This window comes from Hominenteromicrobium sp. (genome assembly GCF_046974225.1).
In the GTDB taxonomy this organism is placed as follows: Bacteria; Bacillota; Clostridia; order Oscillospirales; family Acutalibacteraceae; genus Hominenteromicrobium; species Hominenteromicrobium mulieris.
Genome location: NZ_JBKWAE010000019.1, coordinates 1 through 24040, shown reverse-complemented (window position 1 = coordinate 24040; position 24040 = coordinate 1). Strand labels below are relative to the sequence as shown.

Annotated in this window: 26 protein-coding genes, 1 tRNA gene, 2 pseudogenes and 1 other annotated feature; of the genes and pseudogenes, 11 read left to right on the top strand and 18 right to left on the bottom strand. The window is 52.5% G+C overall.

Annotation, left to right across the window (positions count from 1 at the left end):
* Positions 1-61: 61 nt before the first annotated feature.
* Positions 62-1741, top strand: coding sequence for a recombinase family protein (locus ACLTX1_RS11615; protein WP_412330972.1), 1680 nt, complete (start codon positions 62-64; stop codon positions 1739-1741).
* Here the strand turns inward: ACLTX1_RS11615 and ACLTX1_RS11610 are convergent.
* The 6 genes and pseudogenes from ACLTX1_RS11610 to ACLTX1_RS11585 all read right to left on the bottom strand — a co-directional run.
* Positions 1705-1890: pseudogene (locus tag ACLTX1_RS11610) on the bottom strand (manganese catalase family protein); the annotation flags it as partial. The gene ACLTX1_RS11615 and the pseudogene ACLTX1_RS11610 overlap by 37 nt on opposite strands.
* A complete protein-coding gene (locus tag ACLTX1_RS11605; RefSeq protein WP_176821399.1) occupies positions 1890-2144 on the bottom strand; it encodes a spore coat protein CotJB in 255 nt (84 codons plus the stop codon). The pseudogene ACLTX1_RS11610 and the gene ACLTX1_RS11605, both read right to left, overlap by 1 nt.
* Complete coding sequence (locus ACLTX1_RS11600) at positions 2141-2338, bottom strand: spore coat associated protein CotJA (protein ID WP_343284628.1); 198 nt, start codon at positions 2336-2338, stop codon at positions 2141-2143. The genes ACLTX1_RS11605 and ACLTX1_RS11600 overlap by 4 nt, the downstream gene beginning before the upstream one ends.
* A 78-nt stretch (positions 2339-2416) precedes the next feature.
* Positions 2417-3505, bottom strand: a complete 1089-nt coding sequence (locus ACLTX1_RS11595) for a cadherin-like beta sandwich domain-containing protein (RefSeq protein ID WP_343284627.1) — start codon at positions 3503-3505, stop codon at positions 2417-2419.
* Positions 3506-3679: 174 nt separating this feature from the next.
* Positions 3680-4537: an aldo/keto reductase gene (locus tag ACLTX1_RS11590; protein ID WP_395590467.1), complete on the bottom strand. Its 858-nt coding sequence runs from the start codon at positions 4535-4537 to the stop codon at positions 3680-3682.
* 154 nt (positions 4538-4691) lie between these two features.
* Positions 4692-4910 (bottom strand): hypothetical protein, encoded by a 219-nt coding sequence (locus ACLTX1_RS11585; protein ID WP_395590468.1) that lies wholly within the window; start codon positions 4908-4910, stop codon positions 4692-4694.
* Positions 4911-5309: 399 nt separating this feature from the next.
* On the opposite strand from ACLTX1_RS11585, the gene ACLTX1_RS11580 reads away from it, so the two are divergent.
* On the top strand, positions 5310-5777 hold the full coding sequence (locus ACLTX1_RS11580) for an Hsp20/alpha crystallin family protein (protein WP_308448888.1): 468 nt from the start codon (positions 5310-5312) through the stop codon (positions 5775-5777).
* 81 nt (positions 5778-5858) lie between these two features.
* Here ACLTX1_RS11580 and ACLTX1_RS11575 read toward each other — a convergent pair whose 3' ends face one another.
* Positions 5859-7460 (bottom strand): FGGY-family carbohydrate kinase, encoded by a 1602-nt coding sequence (locus ACLTX1_RS11575; RefSeq protein WP_308448889.1) that lies wholly within the window; start codon positions 7458-7460, stop codon positions 5859-5861.
* Positions 7461-7721: 261 nt separating this feature from the next.
* On the opposite strand from ACLTX1_RS11575, the gene ACLTX1_RS11570 reads away from it, so the two are divergent.
* From ACLTX1_RS11570 to ACLTX1_RS11555, 4 genes are all read left to right on the top strand, one after another.
* Positions 7722-7795, top strand: a tRNA-Gly gene (locus ACLTX1_RS11570).
* Between the two features lie 232 nt (positions 7796-8027).
* Positions 8028-8678, top strand: coding sequence for a DUF4417 domain-containing protein (locus tag ACLTX1_RS11565; protein ID WP_412330971.1), 651 nt, complete (start codon positions 8028-8030; stop codon positions 8676-8678).
* A 117-nt stretch (positions 8679-8795) separates the two neighbouring features.
* Complete coding sequence (locus tag ACLTX1_RS11560) at positions 8796-9032, top strand: hypothetical protein (RefSeq protein ID WP_412263888.1); 237 nt, start codon at positions 8796-8798, stop codon at positions 9030-9032.
* Positions 9033-9095: 63 nt separating this feature from the next.
* Positions 9096-9392 carry a hypothetical protein gene (locus ACLTX1_RS11555; protein WP_412263889.1) on the top strand — a complete coding sequence of 99 codons (297 nt, stop codon included), beginning with the start codon at positions 9096-9098 and terminating at the stop codon, positions 9390-9392.
* 83 nt (positions 9393-9475) lie between these two features.
* On the opposite strand, the gene ACLTX1_RS11550 is transcribed toward ACLTX1_RS11555, so the two are convergent.
* From ACLTX1_RS11550 to ACLTX1_RS11525, 6 genes are all read right to left on the bottom strand, one after another.
* Positions 9476-9943 (bottom strand): HD domain-containing protein, encoded by a 468-nt coding sequence (locus ACLTX1_RS11550; RefSeq protein ID WP_395590472.1) that lies wholly within the window; start codon positions 9941-9943, stop codon positions 9476-9478.
* Positions 9943-10359 carry a (deoxy)nucleoside triphosphate pyrophosphohydrolase gene (locus ACLTX1_RS11545; protein ID WP_412263891.1) on the bottom strand — a complete coding sequence of 139 codons (417 nt, stop codon included), beginning with the start codon at positions 10357-10359 and terminating at the stop codon, positions 9943-9945. The genes ACLTX1_RS11550 and ACLTX1_RS11545 overlap by 1 nt, the downstream gene beginning before the upstream one ends.
* Positions 10360-10590: 231 nt before the next feature.
* A complete protein-coding gene (locus tag ACLTX1_RS11540) occupies positions 10591-10761 on the bottom strand; it encodes a FeoB-associated Cys-rich membrane protein (protein WP_176820353.1) in 171 nt (56 codons plus the stop codon).
* Between the two features lie 62 nt (positions 10762-10823).
* Positions 10824-13316 carry a ferrous iron transport protein B gene (gene feoB, locus ACLTX1_RS11535; protein WP_412330970.1) on the bottom strand — a complete coding sequence of 831 codons (2493 nt, stop codon included), beginning with the start codon at positions 13314-13316 and terminating at the stop codon, positions 10824-10826.
* 260 nt (positions 13317-13576) lie between these two features.
* Positions 13577-13798, bottom strand: coding sequence for a FeoA family protein (locus ACLTX1_RS11530; RefSeq protein WP_176820351.1), 222 nt, complete (start codon positions 13796-13798; stop codon positions 13577-13579).
* Between the two features lie 13 nt (positions 13799-13811).
* Entirely contained in the window at positions 13812-14024 is a 213-nt protein-coding gene (locus ACLTX1_RS11525) for a FeoA family protein (RefSeq protein ID WP_176820350.1), read from the bottom strand.
* Between the two features lie 508 nt (positions 14025-14532).
* Positions 14533-14766 (top strand) — a binding site (T-box leader).
* Positions 14767-15084: 318 nt separating this feature from the next.
* Between ACLTX1_RS11525 and ACLTX1_RS11520 the strand changes: the two genes are divergently transcribed.
* From ACLTX1_RS11520 to ACLTX1_RS11505, 4 genes are all read left to right on the top strand, one after another.
* On the top strand, positions 15085-16197 hold the full coding sequence (locus ACLTX1_RS11520) for an iron-containing alcohol dehydrogenase family protein (RefSeq protein ID WP_412330969.1): 1113 nt from the start codon (positions 15085-15087) through the stop codon (positions 16195-16197).
* A 93-nt stretch (positions 16198-16290) separates the two neighbouring features.
* The gene (locus ACLTX1_RS11515; protein ID WP_412330968.1) at positions 16291-17376 is read left to right on the top strand and encodes a bile acid:sodium symporter family protein; all 1086 of its coding nucleotides are present in this window, start codon (positions 16291-16293) and stop codon (positions 17374-17376) included.
* Positions 17373-17789, top strand: coding sequence for a CidA/LrgA family protein (locus tag ACLTX1_RS11510; RefSeq protein ID WP_412330967.1), 417 nt, complete (start codon positions 17373-17375; stop codon positions 17787-17789). Before ACLTX1_RS11515 ends, ACLTX1_RS11510 begins: the two co-directional genes overlap by 4 nt.
* The gene (locus tag ACLTX1_RS11505) at positions 17779-18513 is read left to right on the top strand and encodes an LrgB family protein (RefSeq protein WP_412330966.1); all 735 of its coding nucleotides are present in this window, start codon (positions 17779-17781) and stop codon (positions 18511-18513) included. Before ACLTX1_RS11510 ends, ACLTX1_RS11505 begins: the two co-directional genes overlap by 11 nt.
* A 124-nt stretch (positions 18514-18637) precedes the next feature.
* On the opposite strand, the gene ACLTX1_RS11500 is transcribed toward ACLTX1_RS11505, so the two are convergent.
* Positions 18638-20143 carry an MBL fold metallo-hydrolase gene (locus ACLTX1_RS11500; protein ID WP_412330965.1) on the bottom strand — a complete coding sequence of 502 codons (1506 nt, stop codon included), beginning with the start codon at positions 20141-20143 and terminating at the stop codon, positions 18638-18640.
* Positions 20144-20167: 24 nt separating this feature from the next.
* Positions 20168-20788 (bottom strand): GDSL-type esterase/lipase family protein, encoded by a 621-nt coding sequence (locus ACLTX1_RS11495; RefSeq protein ID WP_308448899.1) that lies wholly within the window; start codon positions 20786-20788, stop codon positions 20168-20170.
* A 257-nt stretch (positions 20789-21045) separates the two neighbouring features.
* On the opposite strand from ACLTX1_RS11495, the gene ACLTX1_RS11490 reads away from it, so the two are divergent.
* The gene (locus tag ACLTX1_RS11490) at positions 21046-22029 is read left to right on the top strand and encodes a D-isomer specific 2-hydroxyacid dehydrogenase family protein (protein ID WP_412330964.1); all 984 of its coding nucleotides are present in this window, start codon (positions 21046-21048) and stop codon (positions 22027-22029) included.
* Positions 22030-22146: 117 nt separating this feature from the next.
* Here the strand turns inward: ACLTX1_RS11490 and ACLTX1_RS11485 are convergent, their stop codons facing one another.
* The 3 genes and pseudogenes from ACLTX1_RS11485 to ACLTX1_RS11475 form a co-directional block, all read right to left on the bottom strand.
* Positions 22147-22344 carry a hypothetical protein gene (locus ACLTX1_RS11485; RefSeq protein ID WP_308448901.1) on the bottom strand — a complete coding sequence of 66 codons (198 nt, stop codon included), beginning with the start codon at positions 22342-22344 and terminating at the stop codon, positions 22147-22149.
* Between the two features lie 92 nt (positions 22345-22436).
* Positions 22437-23654: an aspartate kinase gene (locus ACLTX1_RS11480; protein ID WP_176820340.1), complete on the bottom strand. Its 1218-nt coding sequence runs from the start codon at positions 23652-23654 to the stop codon at positions 22437-22439.
* A gap of 42 nt (positions 23655-23696) precedes the next feature.
* Positions 23697-24040 (bottom strand): annotated as a pseudogene (locus ACLTX1_RS11475) (homoserine kinase); the annotation flags it as partial.

Below are 24040 nucleotides of genomic sequence, written 5' to 3'. Positions count from 1 at the left end.
ACCAATTTTCGCTTTCTATAATAATAGGCACAGAAACATTCACTGTAAAAGGAGGATTTATATGAACCGATATGAACGCATGAATCAAGAGCGAAAAATAGTCGATGTGCGAAAGCGTGTGGCTGCCTATTGCCGCGTTTCCACCGACCACGAAGATCAGGCAAATTCCTTTGAGAGCCAGCAGCGCTATTTCAGACAGTATATTGAGCGCAACCCCGATTGGGAGCTTTATGAGATTTTTGCCGACGAAGGCATCTCCGGTACCAACACCAAAAAGCGCAGCGAATTCAAGCGCATGATCGCCTGCGCCAAAGAGGGCGATTTCGATTTGATCATCACAAAAGAAATTTCCCGTTTTGCGAGAAATACGCTCGACAGCATCTATTACACGCGCGACCTCAAAAAACACGGCGTCGGCGTGATTTTTATGAACGACAACATCAACACCTTAGACGGCGATGCAGAGCTTCGCTTGGCAATCATGTCTTCTATTGCGCAGGAAGAAAGTCGTAAGACGTCCGAACGTGTGAAGTGGGGGCAAAAACGCCAGATGGAACAAGGCGTTGTGTTCGGCAGAAGTATGTTGGGTTACGATGTTAAAGACGGCAAAATGACCATCAATGAAGACGGCGCCAAAATCGTGCGGCTTATCTTCCATAAGTTTGCAAACGAAAACAAGGGCACACACGTCATCGCACGCGAGCTTCGCGAAGCAGGTATCACGCCTATGCGCGTCAAAGAGTGGAGCAACACCGTCATTTTGCGTGTGATCCGCAACGAAAAGTATTGCGGCGACCTCGTACAAAAGAAAACTTTCACGCCGGATTTTCTCTCTCACGAAAAGAAATATAACCGCGGCGAAGAAGAATTTGTCATCATCAAAGACCACCACGAACCCATCGTTTCCCGAGAGCTTTTCGAGAAAGCCAACCGCATTTTAGATGAAAAATCTCTAACGCAGGAAGGTAAAGCCAAGCACAGCAACCGTTATCCATTCTCCGGCAAAATCAAGTGCGGCTGCTGCGGCTCCAGCTATGTGGCAAGATATAAAAATCGAAATAACGGAACCCGCTACAAAGCATGGCGATGCTACAAGTCCGCTACACAAGGCAGCCCGCACACCGATAAAGCCGGAAATCCGCTTGGCTGCTCAAATCCAAGCATCCGCAATGAAGATGCCGTTCATATCATGTACCTCGTAACCCGCAGTCTGCAATTAGAGGAAAAGAAAATCACCGCAAATTTGCTTTCGGTCATTCAATCCGTGCTTTCCGTAAACATCAACTATTCGCATATTGAAAAACTCAAAGAGCAAATTCAATCCGTCGAAGATAAGCGCACGCAGCTGATTGACCTGTGCATATCCGGCGCAATCACCAAGCAGGAATTCATCACGAAACGCGAAGTCTGCGATAAGGAGATTTCCGAGCTGCAAGATACGATCAGCGGCATAGACCAGCAGCACCTCCTCGCCGATCAGCAGGAAAGCGTGATGAAAGAAATCACCGCTGCCATTCATGAAATCGTCAGCGGTGTGGAATATGAAGATGCGTTTTATTCACAGATTTTAGAAAAAATGGTGGTTCAAAGTAAGGGTACCGTCGATGTTTACCTGAATTTGCTCCCCATTAAGTGGAGTTACGCCGTCGCAAAGGCCTCAAAAGGCGTTTTAGACCCCAAAAGCGGCATTTCTGAAACAGAGATACCGATATCCGTCAATATCGCCCGAAGCTCCGGGTAGGGCATGGAGTAGCGCTGGCTGAGGTAGCGCAGGGAAGCGCCTAATTCTCCGTGAGGGCCGCCGTATTGGCTTATGATGAGCTTTGCGAGCGCGGGATTCGGGTTTTTGATGCGTACAGGGTACTGCAGCTTCTTCTCATAAATCCACATTACTCGTTCGCCTCCGTTTCCCACGGCCACGGGTCGCTGATCCACGCCCAGCGGCTCGTTGAGCGCGAAGTCTCGTTTAAGGGGCCGTACGCTTTTTCGTACTCGGCCGTAAGCTTATCGTATTCCTCGCGGTAAGCAGCAAGCTTTTTCGCCGCTTCTTTGCAATACGGATGCGAATCCAGATACAAATGCAGCTCCCACATCGCGAACTGCACGGCGGAAATGTGCCGCCTTAAACGCTGCTGTTCGTTCACCGCGGCTCACCCCGCCTTCCGTAAAACGGTTTATTCAAAACCGGGAACAGTGTGCCGTCATCGAACGCGCGCGCCGGCTCGTAGGTTTCGCTCCACTGCTGAAACGGCACGTAGGCCATGCCGGGCACAGGGTCCTCGGGCAGCGGCGTACAGGTGGTGCGGCAGCCGCGCAGCATGGTGTTTTCATCTGCCATGTGCTGTGTCTCCTTTCAAACTATACTTGCAAGACAAGCTCGCAGTTCATAGTATGAAATCGGAGCGCAGCGTGTGCATCATGCGCCGTGGCGCGGACCGGACTTTTCTCCCTTCTTTTCGGAAACACGCTGCCACAAAACGGCGAGCATAAAGCCAAATGCCACCGCAAGCAGCACGATGGCAGCCGTAACAAGACGGTCTGTCTGTACCGCACGGGCGTTTTTCTCCGCTTCCGTCCGGGTCAGATCCGCGTCGCGCGCTTCACCTGTCACAACGGTTGTTTCGGCCGGTGCTTCTTCTACATTGGCTTCGGCGACTTCGCTTTCCGCAAGCTTTTCACTGCTTGCCGCGTCTTTTCCCTTTGCGGCGGACGACGTGCCCGTCTTTCCTGCCACCGCCGTCACGGGTTTTGTCTCACGCGTGACGGCCACGGTGTACACTGTCGTTTCGCCACTTTCGGACGTCACGGTGAATTCAAAATCGACCGTACTGCCGCCCGCGCCGAGATTTTTGCGGTTCACGCGCACAGCGCAGCCCTCTGCCGGCTGGGCGTCGAAAACGAGTGACGTGACGGAAAACGGCACCGAGAGCGAATATTGGAACCTCTCCGGGTCAAAGCTCGGGGAAAGCGTGCCCGTCGGCGGGATGAGCGAAAGCAGTGCCGCGCCGATCTCCGGCTCTTTCACGTAAGTAAACGTCTTTTCCGTCGTCTGCACCGTATCTATGAGTTCTTGCCCCACAGCGTTCGCCGCATCGGTCACGGAAAAGCTGACCGTCACCGCATCAAACTCCGCACCGCGCTCCGTGCGGAACACCAGCGTGAACGGCTCCGTGAGCGCACCGCCGTCCTTCGCCGTGTAAACGAGCGCAAAACGTCCGTCCTGCTGCGAGGTATACACGTGGCGCGATTTCACACTTTCCGGCAACTCGGCCTTCGCATTGGCTATGGCTTCCGCGTCAAAATCCGCAAACAGCACGAACGCGCCAATGTCCCCGCGCACCGGCGTGCAGGTCACGGCGAACGATCCGCCGGGACGCACCTCTTCTTCCTGTGCTGCGAATGCGAACAGCGGCTTCGTCTCTTCTGCCATGGCCGAAACACCCGGTGCAAAAAGAAACAGGAGCGCACACAGAAGAAACCACGCGCCAAAGTCGTGCTTCTTCATAGTGCACCTCCTGCAAATCATTTTTATATTGCTTTTAGTATAGAAACCGCCGAGCACACTGTCAATAAGTTGTGAACTTTAATCACTTTTTCTGTTCAAAAGCTCTATCGAGCCCTGTTTGAGGTTATCTATTTCCCGACAACCCCCTTTTTCCACCAAATAGTAAAAATCACTTTAAAATTTTGCATTATCCGGATCCGATCCCGTACGGCCCACACAGGCCAGACCATCAATCAAATCGGAGTCTTCCTTTGATATCTGAAAATCAAACAGACGCAGATTTTCTTCGATGCGGGAAGGTGTTGTCGATTTTGGAAGTGGCAATTTCCCTTTCTGAAGACACCAGCGCAGACAAATCTGTGCAGTTGACCGGTTATACTTTTCGGCAAGAGCCACAAGAGCCGGATCAGACAGCAGTTTTCCAGAGCCCAAAGGACTCCAGGCCTCCACTAAAATCCCATGTTCTTCACAAAATGATACTGTCTCAGGCTGCATCCAGCCAGGATGAAATTCAATCTGATCGATCATCGGAACGACCTCTGCGCTCTTTAACAATGCTTTTAAATGTTTCGGAAGGAAATTGCTGACACCGATTGCCCGCACATATCCTTCGTTTAACAGATGCTCAAAGGCTCTCCATGTCTCCCTGTTTACCTCCTCATAATTGTCCCGAAAAGCAATGGGACGAGGCCAATGAATCAGGAACAGATCCAGATAATCCATATTCAGCCTTTTTAAAGAGTTTCCAAATTCCTTCAAAGTCTCATCATATCCCCGGACATCATTCCAGAGCTTGCTTGTAACAAACAGCTTTTCACGCGCTGCCCCCGACATCCGGATTCCTGCACCGACTCCGATTTCATTGTGATATACTACAGCTGTATCAATATGGGTATAGCCTGCCTCAATGGCATGCATCACAGCATTAGCCGCCGTCTCTCCATCCGGTACCTGCCAGGTGCCAAAGCCTACACAGGGGATCTCCACCTGATTATGCAGTGTATACGTATTTTCTGAGATTTTTTCATTCATCACACTCTCTCCTTTTCTGAGTTTAAACCAAACCATGCTCTACCCGTTTTAAATGTACCTTCTGTGATTCTTTATAGTGCACCTCCCGTAAATCGTTTTTTATACCGCTTTCAGTATAGAAACCATCGAACACACTGTCAATAAGTCGTGAACTTTAATCACTTTTTCTGTTCAAAAGCTCTATTGACTCCTGCTTGAACTTTCGGTTGACTAAAATCACAGATAATCCCGTTGCCAGTAAAATCATCGCTGCCGTGATGACGACTTCCAAAACGCCCATGTTCGCGCCCTGCACGTCCTCCGCGTTCTCCGCCGTCTGAATACTGCCAAAGTAAAACGACATACCGCACACAAAATGTACGTATCCTGCCAAATCGGCGCCCGGTTTCGTCTTTTCTGAACCAGATGTCGCGGCGCAGGTGCGCTTCGCGTTTGAAGCCGAGGCGCTCCAGTAAGTGCCAGGAATTCACATTATCCGGGTGGCAGTACGCCTCCACACGGTGCAGCTTTTTCTGCGCAAAGGCATCCCGTTTTTTTCAGTATAGCACAGCGTTATTTTCCATGCAATGTTTTTTCAAAAGAAAAAAGTGCAGGTTTAACAATTTCGTAAAAAACGCATAACACAAAAAACGAAAAGTACCACTATACTGATAATCGAAAAGAAAAGATGAATACAAAGAGGTGGTTCCCTTGGAACATAAAGTGAACACGATAAACGTGAAAACATGCAGCTTTTAAGACGAAAACATCACAACAAAGAGGAGAATGACTTATGTTTGACATGAGACCGTATCGTAACAATAATGATAGAAGAAACAACCTGAGTGCTTACAACCCGTTCCGTGAAATGGACGCGTTTGAACGCAATTTCTTTAACGATCCGTTCGGCAGCTGGTTCGACCACAGCGCGCTCGCATCGTTCAAGACCGACATCAAGGATAACGGCGACAGCTACACGCTGGAGGCCGACCTGCCGGGCTTTGACAAGAAGGACATCCATCTCGATGTCAACGGCGACACGCTGACCATTCACGCCGAGCGCAAGGCAGAGCAGGAAGAAAAGGACGACAAGAACAACTACGTCCGCTGCGAGCGCTCCTTTGGCTCGTACAGCCGTCAGTTTGACCTGAGCAGTGTAGACGCCGACCACATGAAGGCGACCTACGACAACGGCGTTTTGAAGCTTGAAATGCCGAAGAAGGCCCTGCCGGACAGCGCGCGCCACATTGAGATCGAATAAGCCTACCGTCCTTTGACGCAGAATAATATAGAATGAAACGGGGAGCCGTGCGTGTACCTTGCGCGGCTCCCCGTTTCTGTTTTATTTCAGCGTTTCCACTGCGGATTTCTCCACCGGCAATGTTGCCTTATAGCGCTCCAGGAACTTATCAAAGCCCTGCATGTCGGTTTCATCCGGCTCTGCGGTCTCGCTCTTTGCCTCGGCGAAAATGTTCTTATCGAGGTAATCCTCCAGCGTTTCGCCGTCCTCTGCGTTCACAAGGTAAGAAGCCAGCAGCGCCATGCCCCACGGGCCGCCCTCGCCCGCCGTTTCCATCACGGAGACCGGCGTATGCAGCGCACCTGCCATCAGCTTTTGGCCCACGCCCTTCGCCTTGAAGAACCCGCCGTGGCCAAGCAGCGAATCAACCTCCGCGTGCTCCTTTTCGATCAGAATATCCATGCCGATTTTCAATGTCGCCATCGCGGAGTAAAGCTGCGTGCGCGCAAAGTTCTGGAACGTAAACGCGCTGTCCGGCAGGCGCATAAACAGCGGTCTGCCCTCCTCCATGCCGGTGATCGGCTCGCCGGAGAAGTAGTTGCACGAAACGAGCCCGCCGCAATCGGCGTCGCCCTTTAAAGCCTCAAAGAACATCGTATCAAGCGCCTGCGGCATGGAGCACTTCGCGCCGATGAGCTCCGCAAACGACTTAAACAGCCCCGCCCACGCGTTGATGTCGGACGTGCAGTTGTTGCAATGCACCATCGCAACGGGCTTGCCGGTCGGCGTCGTCACCATGTCGATCTCCGTGTGTACTTTAGAAAGTGCCTTTTCGAGCACGATCATCGCAAAAACAGACGTGCCTGCGGAGATATTGCCCGTGCGCACACGGACGCTGTTCGTTGCCGTCATGCCCGTGCCGGCGTCACCTTCCGGCGGGCACAACGGCGCACCGGGCTTTAAGGTGCCGGTGGGGTCAAGCAAAAGCGCACCCGCGTCGGTCAGCTCGCCCGCGTCCTCGCCCGCAAGGCGAATCTGCGGCAGAATGTCGCGCAGCCGCCACGGCAGGTTGTGCTCCTTGTGCAGAATATCAAACGTGTCCATCATGCCGGAATCGTACACGTTGTGCTCGCTGTCAATGGGGAACATGCCGGAGGCATCGCCGATGCCGAGCACCTTCTCACCCGTCAGCTTCCAGTGCACATAGCCCGCAAGCGTCGTGATGAACGCAATGTCCTTCACATGCGGCTCGTTGTTTAATATTGCCTGGTGCAGATGCGCAATGCTCCAGCGCTGCGGAATGTTAAAGCCAAAGCGCGACGTAAGGTCAGCAGCGGCCTCCTCCGTCATGGTATTGCGCCATGTGCGGAACGGCACAAGCAGCTCGCCCTCGCGGTCAAACGCCAAATAGCCGTGCATCATTGCGGAAAACCCCAGCGCCTTCAAATGCGTGATCTTCTCGCCGTATTTCTCCTCTACTGATGCCGCAAGGTTCTTGTAGCTCTCCTGAATGCCGTGCCAAACGTCGTCCATGTGGTACGTCCACACACCTTGCTCCAAGCGGTTTTCCCAGTCATAGCTGCCGGAAGCCAATACCTCGCCGTGCGGCCCGATGAGCACCGCCTTAATGCGCGTAGAGCCAAGCTCCAAACCGAATACCGCTTCGCCCCCGCGGATCAGCGCGGCAGTCTCGTTGCGTTCCATATATACCCGTCCTTTCACGGCAAACCCGCCGTTTGTGTGATTTTCTCATTCCGTCACTCGTATCACTTGTACGAACAACTCTATATAATCATACCGAAAATCATCGCATTTTTCAAGAGAAAACTTTGCCGAAATTCCTCTGCGGAATTTGTATCGTGTGTGAAACCGTTTGCTTCAAAACAAAAAATGTCCCAAAACGAACTTCCCTCTTGATTTTTTCCTCAATTTATATTAGAATAGATAATACAGCAAAATGAATACGCGGGCGTAGTTTAATGGCAGAACATCAGCTTCCCAAGCTGAATACGAGGGTTCGATTCCCTTCGCCCGCTCCAAAAATCACGAGTCTTTTTGATTCGTGGTTTTTTCTTTTGAAAAAAGCTTTTGCACATTTCAAAGCTTCTTCTTTTCCAAAATCGTTAGTGAATGCCGTTTCGTTTCTAAAACTATTCATCAAAATATTTTTTGCAGAAAATGCAGCGAAAATTTCCTTTTTCAGGGAAACTTTTGCCGTGTTTTCCTCTATAGGTAGAAAGACTTCATTTTACTTATAGAGGAGATGTAAAAATGACTGAAGAGAATCGAGAATATCGCACAAGTCAAATCATGCTAAGAAACCAGTTTCATGGCAAAGACAAATTTAAGATTCCTATTATTCCCAAAGGAAATTTCGGGGATAAAGACTTTCAAAATCTGCTGTTAATCGGCTTTGACCGCACCAACATCAGAGATGAGCATCACTTAAACCGCATGGTTCATTTCTTTTTATATGATTATAAATTTGAACGGATATGGAAAAAACCGGACTATGATATAGAAAAACTGAAACGCTACAGAGCCGTTCTATCTCCAGATTTCAGTATCTATAGAGAGATGAACCCTTCAATGCAGCTTTATAACACTTTTAGAAACCGCTGGTGCGGCGCATATTTTGCTTCAAAAGGAATTCGGGTTATTCCAACCGTAAGTTGGGGAGACGAAAATACCTTTGATTTCTGTTTCAAGGGCATTCCAAAGGGGCGTGTTGTGGCGGTATCCACTTACATGGTTTCTGAGCATGGCAATCACGCCGATCAAAAAGACTTTTTCCTAAAAGGTTATCGCGAAATGCTTCGGCAAATCGAACCCGAACGGATTATTTGTTACAATACCCCATTTCCTGAAATGGAAGGCAACATCATTTTTGTAGATTATGAACTTTCTTCTTGGAAATATTAAAACCATAGCAAGTCTTCAAAATATGCAAAATATCTCACAGGACAGTTGTCTCCTGTCAAAAGCCGTGCTATACTGATAAAAAGAGGTTATGTATTCCCCCAGCAAGAAGAAAAAGGCATGGGCAGTGCTTATGGCGGCGAATGGAAACCTAAGAAACCGGACGACGAAAGATTTATAGGTAAACCGGGAGAAATTAAAACTACCAAAGACAAAAATGGAAATCTTCGACTTACCAAAATCGGTGAAGATGGCAAAGCGGTTTCAGAACAACATTTTTCGGATCACGGTTACCCACGCCACCATTCCATACCGCACGACCACGAACTAGTCTGGGAACACAACCATTTTCATTGAGGCGACACTAAAAATTATTGGGACGGAAATGTCCCCGAATTCAAACAATATGGAGGTAACGATATGGACACTATTTTTCCTGCTTGCAACACTCTGGAAGACGATCGTTTTGAATCTATTGAGGAATTCAAGGACTGCATAGGGCGCGGAGATGAAATTGAATTCGAATGGAAAGGCGTTCATTTCGGAATGAGCGGCTGCCAACCGAAACCGGAGCATCGGATCATGGCCTATCTCTGGAACCAGCCGGATACCGAACAATACTTTGATACGCCGGACGACGCGCTGGAATACATCGTTGCCGGAGACCGCCTGCGCGATATCATCACACAGATAGACGTTCTCTCGCGTGCTTTTTGATTAACCAAGCGAAATATTCCGAAGCTCAACCCAAAACCAATCATACAAAAAGCTCCCGCAAATTTTCTCCGCGGGAGCTTTTGCTATTTTCGCTTATTCGCTTTTTTCCGCTGCAAAACGGTCTCGCGCAGCGCGCAGTATTTATCGGCAAGGCACAAAACAGCCGTTTCTTTGAACCGCGGCGGGGCGGGATTTAACGGAAACATGTGCTTTTTGATCATGTCGCGCTCCGTGTCATTCAGCTCAAAGTCGCGGTCGGCATTGCGCAGAGCCGTTCCGGCGTGTCGAAACCCGTGCAGCCTGTGCGCGGGATCGGGCGTGTGCCAATCGTAGAGGAAATAATCGTGCAGCAAAGCGCCGCGCACAAGAGCGCGCTGGTTCACTTTTAGGTGCAGTCGGTGCACGAGCCACAGGCACACAAGCGCCACGCACACGGAGTGCTCAAACACGCTCACAGACCCGTGCTGCATGTTCTCTTTTGCAATCTGCATACCCGGAGATTTCAAAATATCACCGCCGTGCAAAAACAGCGTGCGCAAAGTGGGGCGCATCAGTTTGCTCCCCCGGCAGGAAACTCCGCCTTGATCTTCGCGAGCACATCCACATCTGCGGGACAGAACACAACGTTGTCGATCTCCCCGGGCGTGATCCAGCGAAAATCCTGATGCTCAAGCCGCTGCGGCTCGCCCTCTGTGATCTTCGCGTTATAGACAAACAGGTGTACGAACAGATCCGGGTAGTCATGCAGTACGTCCATAAAAAGCGTGCCCACTTCTACCGTAACGCCGATCTCTTCCCTGCACTCGCGGATGAGGGCTTCCTCGTTCGTTTCATTCGGCTCCGTTTTGCCGCCGATGAATTCCCACATGCCTGCGCGGGCTTTGCCTTCCGGCCGCTGCCCGATGAGAAATTTATTTCCCTCACGCACAAGCGCCGCCACTACGGTGACGCTTCTTTTATTCTCCACTAAAAAGGCCTCCCGTCTTTTGTAAAACAAACCGAATGCAGCGCATATCTCTGCATTTTCATTATAGCACGCAAAACCGGGAATTCAACTGAAAAGTTTCTTACAATACGCAAAACGGGCACAACCTGTTTCCAAGTTGTGCCCGCCTTTCAGGAGGTAGAGGCAACACCGAACAAAGAACGCCTATCGGTGCTGCCTCCATGTTTATGGTTAACGGAGGCCTCGCGGTCTTTACTTCTGTGCGTGCATACAGCCGCCGCGGCAAGCCGCGCAGTTGCCGCCGCAGGAGGACTTGCCGTTTTTCTTATCCCGCCTCATCGATTTTACGATCGCAGCGACGATGAGAACAACGACCAGTAACACGATTATCGTTCCTATGTTTTGCGAAAGCCAAGTCAGCATAACGATCTCTCCTTTCGGCTTGGATAATTCCTGAATTTGCGAATTTAAATTACGGAGTAAGATTACTTAACCTTAACGGCTCTGTTGGACAGCGTGGTGCTCTCCTTATACGGGCGAACCAGCAGGAAGATAAAGAGCACGATGAGCACGATGGAAACGATGATGCCGAAGACATTCGCCGTGCCGAGTGCAATGCTGCCGAGCTGGTTGATGACGAACGCTACAAGATAAGCAAAGCCGCACTGATAACCGATTGCGAACCAGGTCCACTTTGCGTTGTTCATCTCACGCTTGATTGCACCGATTGCCGCAAAGCAAGGTGCGCACAGGAGGTTGAACGCAAGGAACGCATAGCCACTGACTACCGTGAAGTGGGAAGCCATGTTGCTGTAAACCGTGCCGTCACCGCCGCCATAGAGGATACCAAGCGTACCGACAATGTTCTCCTTCGCAACAAGACCGGTGATGGAAGCCACAGCGGCCTGCCAGTTGCCCCAGCCAAGCGGTGCAAAGATCCAAGCAATCGCGTTGCCGATGGTAGCAAGAATGCTGTTGCTGATCTCGTCTTCGGTGAGCATTCTGAACGCGCCGTCGACAACACCGAAATAGGTGGTGAACCAAACAATGATGGTAGACAGAAGGATGATGGTGCCTGCCTTCTTAATGAAGGACCAGCCGCGCTCCCACATAGAGCGGAGCACATTGCTGACGGTCGGCCAGTGGTAAGCCGGCAGCTCCATAACGAACGGAGCCGGATCGCCCGCAAACATCTTCGTCTTCTTCAGAATGATACCGGAGCAGATAATCGCTACAATGCCGAGGAAATATGCGCTCGGAGCAACCCACGGTGCGCCGCCGAAGATAGCACCCGCGATCATTGCGATGAACGGAAGCTTGGCGCCGCAGGGGATGAACGTGGTCGTCATGATGGTCATACGGCGGTCACGCTCGTTTTCAATCGTACGGGAAGCCATGATGCCCGGCACGCCGCAGCCCGTACCGATGAGGATCGGAATGAAGGACTTACCGGAAAGGCCGAACTTACGGAAGATACGGTCCATAACGAACGCGATACGCGCCATGTAACCGCAAGACTCGAGGAATGCAAGGAAGATGAACAGAACGAGCATCTGCGGAACGAAGCCGAGAACTGCGCCAACACCGGCTACGATACCGTCAAGGATGAGGCCCTTCAGCCAGTCTGCGCAATTTACAGCGTCCAGACCGCTTTCGATGATGCCCGGCAAGCCCGGAACCCAAACGCCGTAATCGGCCGGATCCGGCTCTTCGCAGCCGTAGGACGCATAGGTCGCAACCGCTTCCTTGAGCTCTGCGCCTGTGTAGGTGACATCCTCTTCCGCCAGCGTTTCTTCATCCACGAGGGTGTAATCCGCTGTTGCATCGTCAGAAACGGAAGCTGCAAACGTATCCAGCGCAGAAGCCGCCGCTGCCGCGTCAAACGTGTCGCTCTCGGTGTCGATGGCGTCTGCAACGTCGTCCGCACCTTCAGCCGTTACGAATGCGTCGATGACATTTGCCGCATCGCCGAACTCGCCGGAAACGTCTTCGTACTCGCCTGCGCCGATGCCGAACAGATGCCAACCGTCGCCGAACACACCGTCGTTCGCCCAGTCTGTCGCAACCGTACCGACCGTCGTAACGGAAATGTAGTAAACAATAAACATAACAACTGCAAAGATCGGCAGAGCCAGAATACGGTTCGTTACGACCTTATCGATCTTATCGGAAACGGTAAGACCGCCGTTGTTCTTTTTCTTGTAGCACTGCTTGATGATGGAAGCAATGTAAACATAGCGCTCGTTCGTGATGATGCTTTCCGCGTCGTCATCAAGCTCTTTTTCAGCTGCTTCAATGTCCGTTTCAATGTGCTTGCGATTGTCCTGCGTAAGGCCCAGCTGCTCAATGATTTTCTCGTCGCGCTCAAAGATCTTAATTGCGAAGAAGCGCTGCTGCTCCTCGGGGAGGGTATGTACGGCAACCTCTTCAATGTGTGCAATCGCGTGCTCAACCACACCGCTGAAGCTGTGCTGCGGGACCGTCTTCGTGTTCTGGGCTGCATGGATAGCGGCTTCTGCTGCTTCCTCAATGCCGGTGCCCTTCAAAGCGGAAATCTCAACGACCTTGCAGCCGAGCGCCTTGCCCAGTGCGTTGGTGTCGATCTTGTCGCCGTTCTTATTTACGACGTCCATCATGTTGACCGCAACAACGACCGGAATACCGAGCTCAACGAGCTGGGTGGTCAGGTAGAGGTTGCGCTCAAGGTTCGTACCATCGATAATATTAAGGATGGCTTCAGGTCTCTCCTGAATGAGGTAGTTACGTGCAACAACTTCTTCCAGCGTGTACGGAGAAAGGGAGTAGATACCCGGCAAGTCCGTGATCACAACGTCGTCGTGCTTCTTCAGCTTGCCTTCCTTCTTCTCGACCGTAACGCCCGGCCAGTTGCCGACGAACTGGTTGGAGCCGGTCAGCGCGTTGAACAGCGTTGTTTTACCGCAGTTCGGGTTGCCGGCAAGGGCAATTTTGATCTTCATCTGTTACTCATATCCTTCCGATAAGATTAAACCCAAAGGTTAGGATTTGCTAACCTTCGAGCAAAAATTAACACATTAAACTGACAAAGGCAGCAGCAAACGGGGATGGTGCGCGAGATGCGCCGTCAGATTTTTCGTCAGGCTGTACGGAAAGCCCGCAGACAGGCTGACGCCTGTCAAGGGATTTACGTCCGGCATGGCGGAAAATATGCAAGCAGATCGAGTACCAAGCCGTCAGGCGTGCCCTGTTTGGTGGTGCCTTACTCGACCTCGATCATCTCGGCATCCGCTTTGCGCAAGGAAAGCTCATAGCCGCGAACCGTTACTTCCACCGGGTCGCCGAGCGGCGCAACCTTGCGGACGAAAACGTCCACGCCCTTCGTGATGCCCATGTCCATGATGCGGCGCTTTACGGCACCCTCGCCATGCAGACGAACAACCTTGCAGGTCTCGCCGATCTTGACTTCTTTCAGTGTCTTCATTGGTTCTTCCTCCTTATATCATGATCTTAGCGGCCATCTCGCGGCTGATTGCTACACGAGAGTCCTTAATGTTAACAATGATATTTCCGCCCATGGAGGTGATGACCTTCACGGCGGCGCCGGCTACAAAGCCGAGGTTTTCGAGGTGAGCACGGACTTCCGCTTTTCCGCCTACCTGCTTGATGATGTTTTCTTCGCCCTCTGTGGCAAATGACAACGGCATCACAGTTTTTCCCTCTTTCCTGAAAATTCTCCGCGCCGAGACGGCACGGTTAGGCTGCACAAATTAGTTTTTGCTAACCCAGATGCTGTAAAATAGGTTAGATCGCTCTAACCGTCACTAATCATACCGCCCCATTCAAAATTTGTCAACACTTTTTGCCCCAAAAAGACGCGCTCAGCCCCATTTTCGGCGTTTAGTCAAACACAAAGTTAGTTGTAGCAAACGCCTTTGTGCAGACTGCGCAAATTTTTCGGTTCAAAGCCGCATAACGCGTCTGTTCGGGGCCAAACTGTGTTATGTACATGAAAGTGTCGCCTTTTGCCCTTTGGCATAAACCGTGCCGCGGCAGAAAATTTGCATACCTGCCAGCCCAAATAAGCAAGAAGCAGCGATGCAACTTGTAAATTCAAAGTGCTTTTTGATGAAATCCACAAATAAATGCAATTTCGGTTTAAACATCTTTCAAATTATGATGCTTGTTTTTTTGCCGGAAGACGTATAAAATAATAGTCACAAAGCGTTGATGGAGACAAGCGCACGGCATCTTCCTCAAAGCGAGCGGCGGGTGGTGAAAGCGCCGCAGGCAACCCCGTGTGATCATCCCTCCGGAGCGGCAGCTTCCAAAGAGAACGAGTAGAGGCTGACGGGTTCTTCCCGTTACAGAAGAAGGAATTGCTGGATTCCGTTAAGTGCAGGGCAAACGCCCTGAATTCAGGTGGTACCGCGTGATTTACACGTCCTGAAGGTCTTAAAGAGACTTTCAGGATTTTTTTATTTTGAAGCAGTACCGCGCAAAGAACGCCTGACGGCTCAGCACACAATATGCTTGCATATTTTCCGCCATTCCGCACATAAATCCCTTGACAGGCGCCAGCCTGCCTGCGGAATTTCTGTACGCCCTGACGAAAAATCTGTTTACGCATCTTGTGCACTGTCTTCGCGTGGTACTGCTTCTTTACTCCACTGTTCCACACCCTAACTTCCAGTAAAGCGTTTTTTATTTCATTTTCTTATTTCAATTTATTTAAGCGATCTCAAAAGGAGATCCAAAGGAGCGTTTATCATGGAAAACTACAATGTCAATTACAGCGTACATCTGCCGAGCTATTCCATCGGCCCGGATTGCTACAACGAGGTGCCGTATGTCACGCGCTTCTTCGGCAAAACGGCTGTTGTCCTCGGCGGCGAGACCGCTATGGAAAAAGCAAAACCGGCTCTGCTTAAAGGCGTAGAAGGCTCCGACGTCGAGCTTTTGGGCTTCCTCCCCTACGGCGGCGATTCCACCTACGAAAACGGCGATGCGCTTATCGCAAACCCGCTCGTGCAGAAAGCCGACATGATCTTTGCCATGGGCGGCGGCCGCGCCTGCGATACCGGCAAGTATGTCGCCGATAAGCTTGATAAGCCGCTCTTTACCTTCCCGACCGTTGCGTCGAACTGCGCTTCCGTCACCGCCATCTCCGTAATCTATAATACAGACGGCTCCTTCCGCGAGTATTATTACCCGAAGCTCGCAAACCACTGCTTCATCAACTCCGCCGTCATTGCAGATTCCCCGGAGCAGCTCTTTTGGGCCGGCATCGGCGACGCGCTGAGCAAGGAGTGTGAAGCCATCTTCTCATCGAAAGACGACACGCTCGCCCACACCCCGCTCATGGGCCGTCAGGTCAGCCGCGTCTGCACCGATCCGCTCGTGCAGTACGGCAAAGAGGCGCTCGCTTCCATCCGCAACAAAACGGCATCCTTCGCGCTCGACCAGGTCACGCTCGATATCATCGTTTCCACCGGCATCGTCTCCAACATGATGACCACCGTAAATGATTATTATTACAACTCCACGCTCGCCCACTGTGTCTACTACGGCTCCACCGTCACAGAGCACGGCCACCATCACCTGCACGGCGAGGTCGTTTCGCTCGGCGTGCTGTGCCTCTTGGAGCATGCCGGCCAGTTCGAGGAAGAAGACCGCCTGATGCAGTTCAACGATTCCATCGGCCTGCCGGTTTGCTTCGACGACGTGGAAATCCAGGAATCCGAGTTCGACAAAATGGCGGATAAATTCATGCAGACGACCGAGTGGGCGCACATGCCGCAGGGCGTTACGCGTGAGAACTTCCTCGAGTCCATGCGCCGCGAAAACGCCAAGGGTCGTGCTTTCAAAGCCGCAAAGAAATGATTTAAGAATCCTATAAAAGGTAAGAAAAACGAAACAGGGCGGCACGAGTTCGTCTCTGCCGCCTGTTTTACGCTCAAAAAGGGGTAATTTCCTATGTCCGCATTACAGAAATTCAAAACTTTCTTCTCCAAAAATGTGCTCCTGTGTTTGACGGTTCCCATGGTCGTCTTCTCCCTGCTTGTTCCGCAGCCGTTTGTGTGGATGGGCCAGAACATCTCGATTGACCTTTCCGGCATCCCGTTCCTGAAAGAAAACTTCCCGAGCTTCGGCTTCGTCAACATGCTCCTGTGCGTCATCATGTTCGGCATGGGCATGACGCTTAAAGCCGACGACTTCAAGTACATCTTCAAAAAGCCGACCGATGTGCTTATCGGCATTTGCAGCCAGTACGTCTTCATGGCAGGCTTCGGCTGGCTTGTCGCATCGCTGCTGTCCCTCACGGGTGTGGGTGACCCCACCGTCCGCGCACAGATTGCCGTCGGCCTCGTTCTGCTCGGCTGCGTGCCCGGCGGCACCGCATCAAACGTCATGACGTTCCTTGCAAAGGGTGACGTGGCGCTCTCCATCACCATCACCATGTGCACCACATTGCTTGCGCCGGTGCTCACCCCGTCCCTCACGCTCGTGCTCGCCGGTCAGTGGATTGACGTCAACTTCTGGAACATGTTCATCAGCATCGTGCTCGTCGTCCTGCTGCCGATCCTTCTCGGTATCGCGGTACACACCGCGCTCGGCGACCGCGTAAACGGCCTTAAAGATTTCCTTGTCAAGGCTTCCACCGCCTGCATCATCCTCGTGGAGGGTCTGTGTGTCGGCCCGAACCGCGACCAGTTCACAACCCACGGCGTCACCGTCGTGCTCGTTACCGTGCTCGCCGTTGCGCTGCACCATGTGCTCGGCCTGCTCGCGGGCTACGTCACCGCCAAGGTGTTCCGCTTTAACGAAAAGAAGGTCCGCACGCTGTCGCTTGAGGTTGGTCTGCAGAACTCCGGCCTTTCCTGCACGCTCGCAAAGACCGCGTTCCCGGATACCATGGCCATCCTGCCCTGCGTCATCGCAACGGTCGTCCACCAGATCATCGGGCCTATCGTTGCCAGTATGTTCGCCGCAAAGCCGCTGCCTGAAGAAGCCGAGCCTGCTTCCGAAAAGAAAGAAGCAAAGGAGGCCGTCACCGCGTGAAGCACTTTTCCGAAATTTCCCTGATTGCAACGGTCTCGTTTATCGGTGAACTGCTGCACTACCTCATTCCCCTGCCCGTGCCGAGCAGCATCTACGGTCTTTTGCTCATGCTGCTCCTGCTCGTCACACATATCATAAGGCTTGACCACGTAAAAGCCACGGCCGATTGGCTCATCGGCCTCATGCCCGTCATGTTCGTCGGTCCCACTGTCGGTCTCATTACGAGCTATGACAGCTACAAAGACATTCTCATTCCCATCGTTGTCATCTCCCTCGCGACTACCGTCCTCACCATGGCGGTCTCCGGCCTGACCACACAGGGACTCATCCGTTTACAGACCAAAGAAGAAAAGGAAGAGCGCGCAGAAGCGCTTGAAGCATGCGAAAAGGAGGAACAAACCGATGTTAAATGATATTGCGTCGAATACCTCGTTTTTCGGCATCTTCATCACCGGCGTCGCCTATGTGCTCGCCTGCGCCATTCAAAAGCGCTTTAAGTCGTCCATTTTGAACCCGCTGCTCGTCTCCTGCGTGATTCTCATCATCTTCATGCTCGTCAGCGGCATCGATTACAACGTCTACCTGTATGGCAAGCCGAAAGCCGACGGCACATACGACGGCACGGGTGCCATTTTCTTCCAGAACATGCTCACACCCACCACCGTCTGCCTTGCCATCCCGTTGTATGAAAAGCTCGTGTACCTCAAAAAGTACCCGGTCGCCATCATCGGCGGCATTTTGGCCGGCATGTTCGCGTGCCTCGGCGGCGTACTTGTTTTGAGCATGGCATTCGGGCTTGACCACACCCAGTATGTCACACTGCTGCCGAAGTCCATCACCACTGCCATCGGCATGGGTCTTTCGGAAGAGCTCGGCGGCATGGTGTCCGTCACCGTCGCGTCCATCATCGTGACGGGTCTCTTCGGCAACGTCGCGGCGGCCGCCATCTTCAAACTGTTCCGCATCAAGCACCCGGTCGCCATCGGCGTGTCCTGCGGCACCGGTGCGCACGCCATGGGCACCTCCCGTGCGCGTGAGTTCGGCGAGATTGAAGAAGCCATGAGTGGCCTCTCCATCGCCGTGTGCGGCCTTTTAACCGTCGTCGGCGCATCCATATTTGCGATGATCCAGTTTTAAACCAATCAATCCAATTACGAGTAAATCCGCACCGGCCCCTGTTAAACGCTCAGACCGTGCGGATTTTTTATAAGCAAAGCCGCGCTCCCGGAAAACTCCTGAGGGCGCGGTTTTGTCTATTCTTTTATTTTCTTACCGATTCCATAAACACCATGTACGCGGTTTTATAGGTGGAGATAAATGCCGGCTCGCCGAAATTCATCGGGAACGGCTTCGCTTCGATTTTCTTTTCCAAAATGAGGTCGCACAGCGTCAGCATGTCGTCAATCTTCTCATAGCTGTTCGGCACATATTTGTCCTGCGGATCCTCGCCGCCCTCCTGCCGCCTGTGGCCGCCGAGGAACGCAAGCTCCGTATAGCCGGGCTTCTGCAATTTTTCTTTCAGACGCAGCACCGCGGCTTTATACTCCGAAATCGGTCGTGCAAGCGGCACCTGCATCCAAAGGCCGAATGCGTCTCCGGTAAACATGCACTTATGCGCGCGGTCGATGAACACGACGCTGCCCGGCGTGTGCCCCTCCACCTCGGCAACTTCAATTTTCACACCGCCGCCAAGGTCGATGACGTCGCCGTCTTTGATGTCGATAACATCCTTTTCCGTAAAATTCTTGCCCGTACCGTCGTTTAAACGCGGCAGCAGCGGCACGTCTTTTTTGCTCATGTAGTATTTTTCGAACACATCGCCGCTCAGGAGATGGTCAATGTGCGCGTGCGTCACGGCAAGCTCCACGGGCAGTGATGTCAGGCTCTCCGCCATTTTCCTCACGTTGCCGCCACCAAGGCCGGTATCGATAAGCAGCGCCTTTTCTTTGCCCTCCACAAGGTACATGGAGTCGTTGTTGTAGTCCTCCATATAGAACACACCCGGGCAGATGAACTCGATTTCATAGCGGTCAAAGCGCGTTTTGCCGAACATCCACTCCAGCGCTTCTTTGTTTTGGTACGCCGCCGTCCAAGAACCGTGCGGGTGCGTGTGGTACACGTTTTCCATTTCGCCCGCGGGATACTCCGTGTAGTGCGCGTCACGGTTGCCGGAGGAGCGCAGCGAGGACATCGCCATACGCGAGCCCACACCCACCGCGCCGTGCGGCGAGTGATAATAGCCCGTCACCGGCACCACGGGGTCGTCTTCGGCATGGAACGCCCACACAGGCACATCTTTTGCCGCGCGTAGCTTAAACGGCTCCGCATAGCCGCAAATCGGCATGGCCGCCGCGATCTTATGCGGGTAGCGCGTGAGCAGCTCCCACGTGCCCGCGCCGCCCATGGAAACACCCGTCACGTACAAGCGGCAGATGTCCACGGGGTACTGCGCCGCCATCTCGAGCAGCGATTGCGCCAGTAAATCAACATACGGCACCCAGCACTGTTCTTCCGGGCACTGCGGCGCAAGGACAAAGCACGGGTGCTCCGCCTGCCACGCGTCCGTCATAAATGTGTCCGCGCCCGGCGTGAAATCGAGCACCAAATTTAAATCGTCCCCGCGCTCGCCCGCGCCGTGCAAAAACAGAACCAGCGGGTACGTTTTGCCCGGCTCCGTCTTCGGCGTGTACAGCGCGGCGTTTAAGTACCGCCCGTCTTTTTTCAGTTCTTTTACGGAAATGTTCTTCTTTTCAATACCGTTGATCATACAAAATAACCTCCTCTAAAGGGTTCATTCCTCCAGCAGATACGGCATCAGCTTTTCGAGCACCACCGCGTAGCCGTTTGCGTACATGTGCATACCCTCAATGGTGTATTCCGCTTTCAAATTGCCCTTTTCATCCAGCAGACAGTCGAACACATTGATGTATGCGCAGCCGAGCTCCTCTGCCATTTTTTCCACTTCGGCGTTCACTTCTTCCAGCTCCGCATTCGTGCGCGCGCCGAACTGCGCCTTCACCGCTTCCGGGTCTGCGCCGGGCAGCTCGCGGTTCACGGGGTAATAGCTCATCACGTAAATTTTCGTCTCGGGCAGACGCGCCTGAATTTGCATCAGAATTTTTCTGTACTGGCTCATCAGGCGCTCGCGCTTATATTCCGGGCGGCTGATGTCATTTGTGCCGATGTTGATGAACACCTTTTTCGGCTCGAGGTCAAAAATCGATTCATCCATGCGCTCCAAAAGTCCATCCGTCACGTCGCCGCCGATGCCGCGGTTGTACACGCGGATGCGCGGCTCCACGTTTTGCAGCATCTCGTTGATCGGGAACAGCTCGCACAGCGAGGAGCCCGTAAATACGATCTCGCCCTTTTTCACGAATTTATTGAGGCACATAAAATTATGCACTTTCATTTCCCAGTCCGTCATATAAAGCACCTGATTTCATTCGTTTCATTTCACAGTCATTTTAGCACAAAATCCGCTCAGATACAACCTGTATTCTAAACATTTTCCCCTCTTGACGTGAAAAACCGCAGCATATATAATAATCACATAGTAACACACTAATACGCGAAAATTTGCACTAAAGCGCTGTGGTGTAAGCACTTCAACGCGCAAAAGCAGACGTTGTAACCCGCTTGCGCATTACCGAAAAGAGGAATATAAAAATGAAAATTGCCGCTTATGAAGTCCGCCGGGACGAACAGAAAGACTTTGCCTTCATCGCCGAAAAGCTCGGCGTGGAGCTCACCGAAACAGAGGATAACCTAACGCTCGAAAACATCGATACGGTAAACGGGGCCGAGGGCGTCACAATACTCGGTCGCACACGTTTTGACCGCGCCCTGCTCACCGCCGTCAAGGAGCGCGGCGTAAAATACATCTCCACGCGCACCATCGGCGCAGACCACATCGACCTCACCGCCGCAAAGGAGCTCGGCCTCAAGGTGTGCAACTCCAACTACGCGCCGAACGGCGTGGCAGATTACACCGTCATGCTCATACTTCTTAGCCTGCGCAAGTATAAGCCCGCCCTGTGGCGCGCACAGGTCAACGACTACTCCCTTGCGGGTCTTCAGGGCCGCGAGCTGCGCAACCTCACCGTCGGCATTCTCGGCACCGGCAAAATCGGCGCGGCGGTCATCAAAAATTTGAGCGGCTTCGGCTGCCGCATTTTAGCAAGCGACATCCGCGAAAACCCGTCGCTCAAGGGACTTTGCACCTATGTGGATAACGAAACGCTCTACAAAGAGTGCGACATCATCTCGCTGCACATGCCGCTTTTAGAGAGCACCCGCCACTTTGTGAACGCCGAGACCATTGCCAAAATGAAGGACGGCGTCACCATCATCAACTGCGCCCGCGGCGAGCTGATGAATATTCCGGATATGATCCGCGGCATTGAAACACAGAAGATCGGTGCGCTCGCGCTGGACGTTTTCGATAAAGAAGACGGCATCTACCACGAGAACCGCCGCGACGACATCATCTCGAACCGCGATATGGCCTACCTGCGCCAGTTCCCGAACGTCATCATGACGCAGCACATGGCGTTTTACACCGACGCCGCCGTGCAGAGTATGGTGTTCTGCGGCATAGAAGGTCTGTGCGATTTCGCCAAGACCGGTCACACCGCAACCGAGCTTGTATAAATGTCAAATATGACGATGAAATCGAACTCGTGCTCAACCTCTAAAATCAAATACTGTGTATAGAAAAAGAGAAAACGTGTACCGAGCTTGCCCCGGCGCACGCTTTCTCTTTTCTTTTTACCTTTTCTGGTTATACGTGCGGACTAAGCGGTCCACGTCATTTTCGCTGTGAATTTCGTACTCGTGCTGTGTGAGGTATTCCTTCACTTCCTCGGGCAGGTCGTCGAAATCCTTGTGCCAGTCGAAAAGCGCCGCGCCCAAAACGTAGTTTTCCGGCCCCCAGTAGCCGTTCATGCCAAAACCGTTCGGAAACATAAAATCACCCCCGGCGCTTAGTATGCGCCAAGGGGTGACTTCAAATTCATTTCCCTACAATTTCAAAAAATGCCGTGCGTGTTTACGTCAGCTCACTGACCGATCTGCTCAAAGAACTTCGCGTGGATGGCGGCAACCGCCTTGTTCGCGTCTTCCTTCTTGATGAGCACGGAAATTTTAATCTCGCTTGTCGAGATCATCTGAATGTTCACGTTCGCCTCAAACAGCGCCTCGAACATATCGGAAGCAACGCCCGGGTGAGATTCCATGCCCGCGCCGACAATGGAAACCTTTGCCACGTCGTCGTCAAACACAACGCTGCTCGCGCCGATGGTCTCTACGTAAGACTGCATGAGCTCGATGGTTGCGTCCATCTTGTCCTTTTCCACGGTGAAGCTGATGTCCTTCGTGCCGTTTCTGCCGATGGACTGCAAAATAATATCGACGTTTACGTTCTTCTGTGCAAGCTTAGAGAAAATGCGGAACGCAAGGCCCGGCTTATCCGGCACGCCGATGACAGAGATTCTGGCGACGTTTTCGTCCTTTGCAACACCGCTGATGAGCATTTTTTCCACGTTGGTAGCCTCCTTAACGATCGTTCCCTTAGCCCGTGTCAGGCTGGAAAGAACCTCTAATTCAATATGATATTTTTTAGCCATTTCAACCGAGCGGTTATTCAGCACCTGCGCGCCCAGCGTCGCAAGCTCCAGCATCTCGTCGTAAGAGATGACGTCGAGCTTCCTCGCCGCCGGAATTTTGCGCGGGTCTGCCGTGTAAACGCCGTCCACATCCGTATAGATCTGGCACAGATCGGCGTGCATGGAAGCCGCAATGGCCACCGCGCTCGTATCGCTGCCGCCGCGGCCCAGCGTCGTCATGTCGTCATACTTGTTGACGCCCTGAAAGCCCGTTACAACAACGATGTTGCGCTTTGAAAGCTCCGCCTTAATACGTTCCGGATTCACACGCTTAATGCGCGCGCTGCCGTAAGCCGTAGAGGTGGAAAAGCCCGCCTGCCAGCCAAGCAAAGAGACCACCGGGTAGCCCAAATCTTCAATCGTCATAGCAAGCAGCGAAGCAGAGATCTGCTCGCCCGCCGTCAAAAGCTGGTCCATTTCGCGCTTAGACGGGTTTCGGTTGATCTCTTTTGCTTTATCAATGAGGTCGTCCGTTGTATCGCCCTGCGCAGAAACCACAACGACCACGTCGTTGCCGTTCTTATATGTGCCGGTCACGATATCGGCGACATTTCTCAAATGCTCGGCGTCCTTAACGGAGGAACCGCCGAACTTCTGAACGATCAATGCCATAGAAACACTTCCCTTTCCATAACCCCTGTGGGATAATTCTCGTTATTCAATGATGATGCGCGCGCCCTGCGGGTCGGTATGCAGAAGCTCCACACGCCAGCCGTTGATGCCGCGGTCCTGTAAATGTGAATCGCACGCGCTCATAAACTCCTCCGCGCCCTCTGTGGGGATCATGGAGATGATGGTCGGGCCTGCGCCGCTCACATACGTGCCGAGCGAGCCAAGCTCGTAGCTCATGCGGAACACCTGGTCGTAATTTTCGATGAGGCCCGAGCGATACGGCTGATGGATCCTGTCCTGCACCGCCACGCGCAGGTTCTGCAGATCGCCGGAGAACAGCGATGCCGTCATTAAAGCGGAGCGCGAAAGGTTAAACACCGTGTCTT

Excerpts from the sequence above, each read along its gene's own strand:
- ACLTX1_RS11595 (WP_343284627.1), bottom strand. The coding sequence starts at position 3,505 with ATGAAGAAGCACGACTTTGGCGCGTGGTTTCTTCTGTGTGCGCTCCTG.
- ACLTX1_RS11500 (WP_412330965.1), bottom strand. The coding sequence starts at position 20,143 with ATGATCAACGGTATTGAAAAGAAGAACATTTCCGTAAAAGAACTGAAA.
- ACLTX1_RS11560 (WP_412263888.1), top strand. The coding sequence starts at position 8,796 with ATGGGCAGTGCTTATGGCGGCGAATGGAAACCTAAGAAACCGGACGAC.
- ACLTX1_RS11520 (WP_412330969.1), top strand. The coding sequence starts at position 15,085 with ATGGAAAACTACAATGTCAATTACAGCGTACATCTGCCGAGCTATTCC.
- ACLTX1_RS11515 (WP_412330968.1), top strand. The coding sequence starts at position 16,291 with ATGTCCGCATTACAGAAATTCAAAACTTTCTTCTCCAAAAATGTGCTC.
- ACLTX1_RS11495 (WP_308448899.1), bottom strand. The coding sequence starts at position 20,788 with ATGAAAGTGCATAATTTTATGTGCCTCAATAAATTCGTGAAAAAGGGC.
- ACLTX1_RS11615 (WP_412330972.1), top strand. The coding sequence starts at position 62 with ATGAACCGATATGAACGCATGAATCAAGAGCGAAAAATAGTCGATGTG.
- ACLTX1_RS11580 (WP_308448888.1), top strand. The coding sequence starts at position 5,310 with ATGTTTGACATGAGACCGTATCGTAACAATAATGATAGAAGAAACAAC.
- ACLTX1_RS11555 (WP_412263889.1), top strand. The coding sequence starts at position 9,096 with ATGGACACTATTTTTCCTGCTTGCAACACTCTGGAAGACGATCGTTTT.
- ACLTX1_RS11480 (WP_176820340.1), bottom strand. The coding sequence starts at position 23,654 with ATGGCATTGATCGTTCAGAAGTTCGGCGGTTCCTCCGTTAAGGACGCC.
- ACLTX1_RS11575 (WP_308448889.1), bottom strand. The coding sequence starts at position 7,460 with ATGGAACGCAACGAGACTGCCGCGCTGATCCGCGGGGGCGAAGCGGTA.
- ACLTX1_RS11485 (WP_308448901.1), bottom strand. The coding sequence starts at position 22,344 with ATGTTTCCGAACGGTTTTGGCATGAACGGCTACTGGGGGCCGGAAAAC.
- ACLTX1_RS11530 (WP_176820351.1), bottom strand. The coding sequence starts at position 13,798 with ATGAAGACACTGAAAGAAGTCAAGATCGGCGAGACCTGCAAGGTTGTT.
- ACLTX1_RS11505 (WP_412330966.1), top strand. The coding sequence starts at position 17,779 with ATGTTAAATGATATTGCGTCGAATACCTCGTTTTTCGGCATCTTCATC.
- ACLTX1_RS11565 (WP_412330971.1), top strand. The coding sequence starts at position 8,028 with ATGACTGAAGAGAATCGAGAATATCGCACAAGTCAAATCATGCTAAGA.
- ACLTX1_RS11600 (WP_343284628.1), bottom strand. The coding sequence starts at position 2,338 with ATGGCAGATGAAAACACCATGCTGCGCGGCTGCCGCACCACCTGTACG.
- feoB (WP_412330970.1), bottom strand. The coding sequence starts at position 13,316 with ATGAAGATCAAAATTGCCCTTGCCGGCAACCCGAACTGCGGTAAAACA.
- ACLTX1_RS11490 (WP_412330964.1), top strand. The coding sequence starts at position 21,046 with ATGAAAATTGCCGCTTATGAAGTCCGCCGGGACGAACAGAAAGACTTT.
- ACLTX1_RS11540 (WP_176820353.1), bottom strand. The coding sequence starts at position 10,761 with ATGCTGACTTGGCTTTCGCAAAACATAGGAACGATAATCGTGTTACTG.
- ACLTX1_RS11590 (WP_395590467.1), bottom strand. The coding sequence starts at position 4,537 with ATGAATGAAAAAATCTCAGAAAATACGTATACACTGCATAATCAGGTG.
- ACLTX1_RS11550 (WP_395590472.1), bottom strand. The coding sequence starts at position 9,943 with ATGCGCCCCACTTTGCGCACGCTGTTTTTGCACGGCGGTGATATTTTG.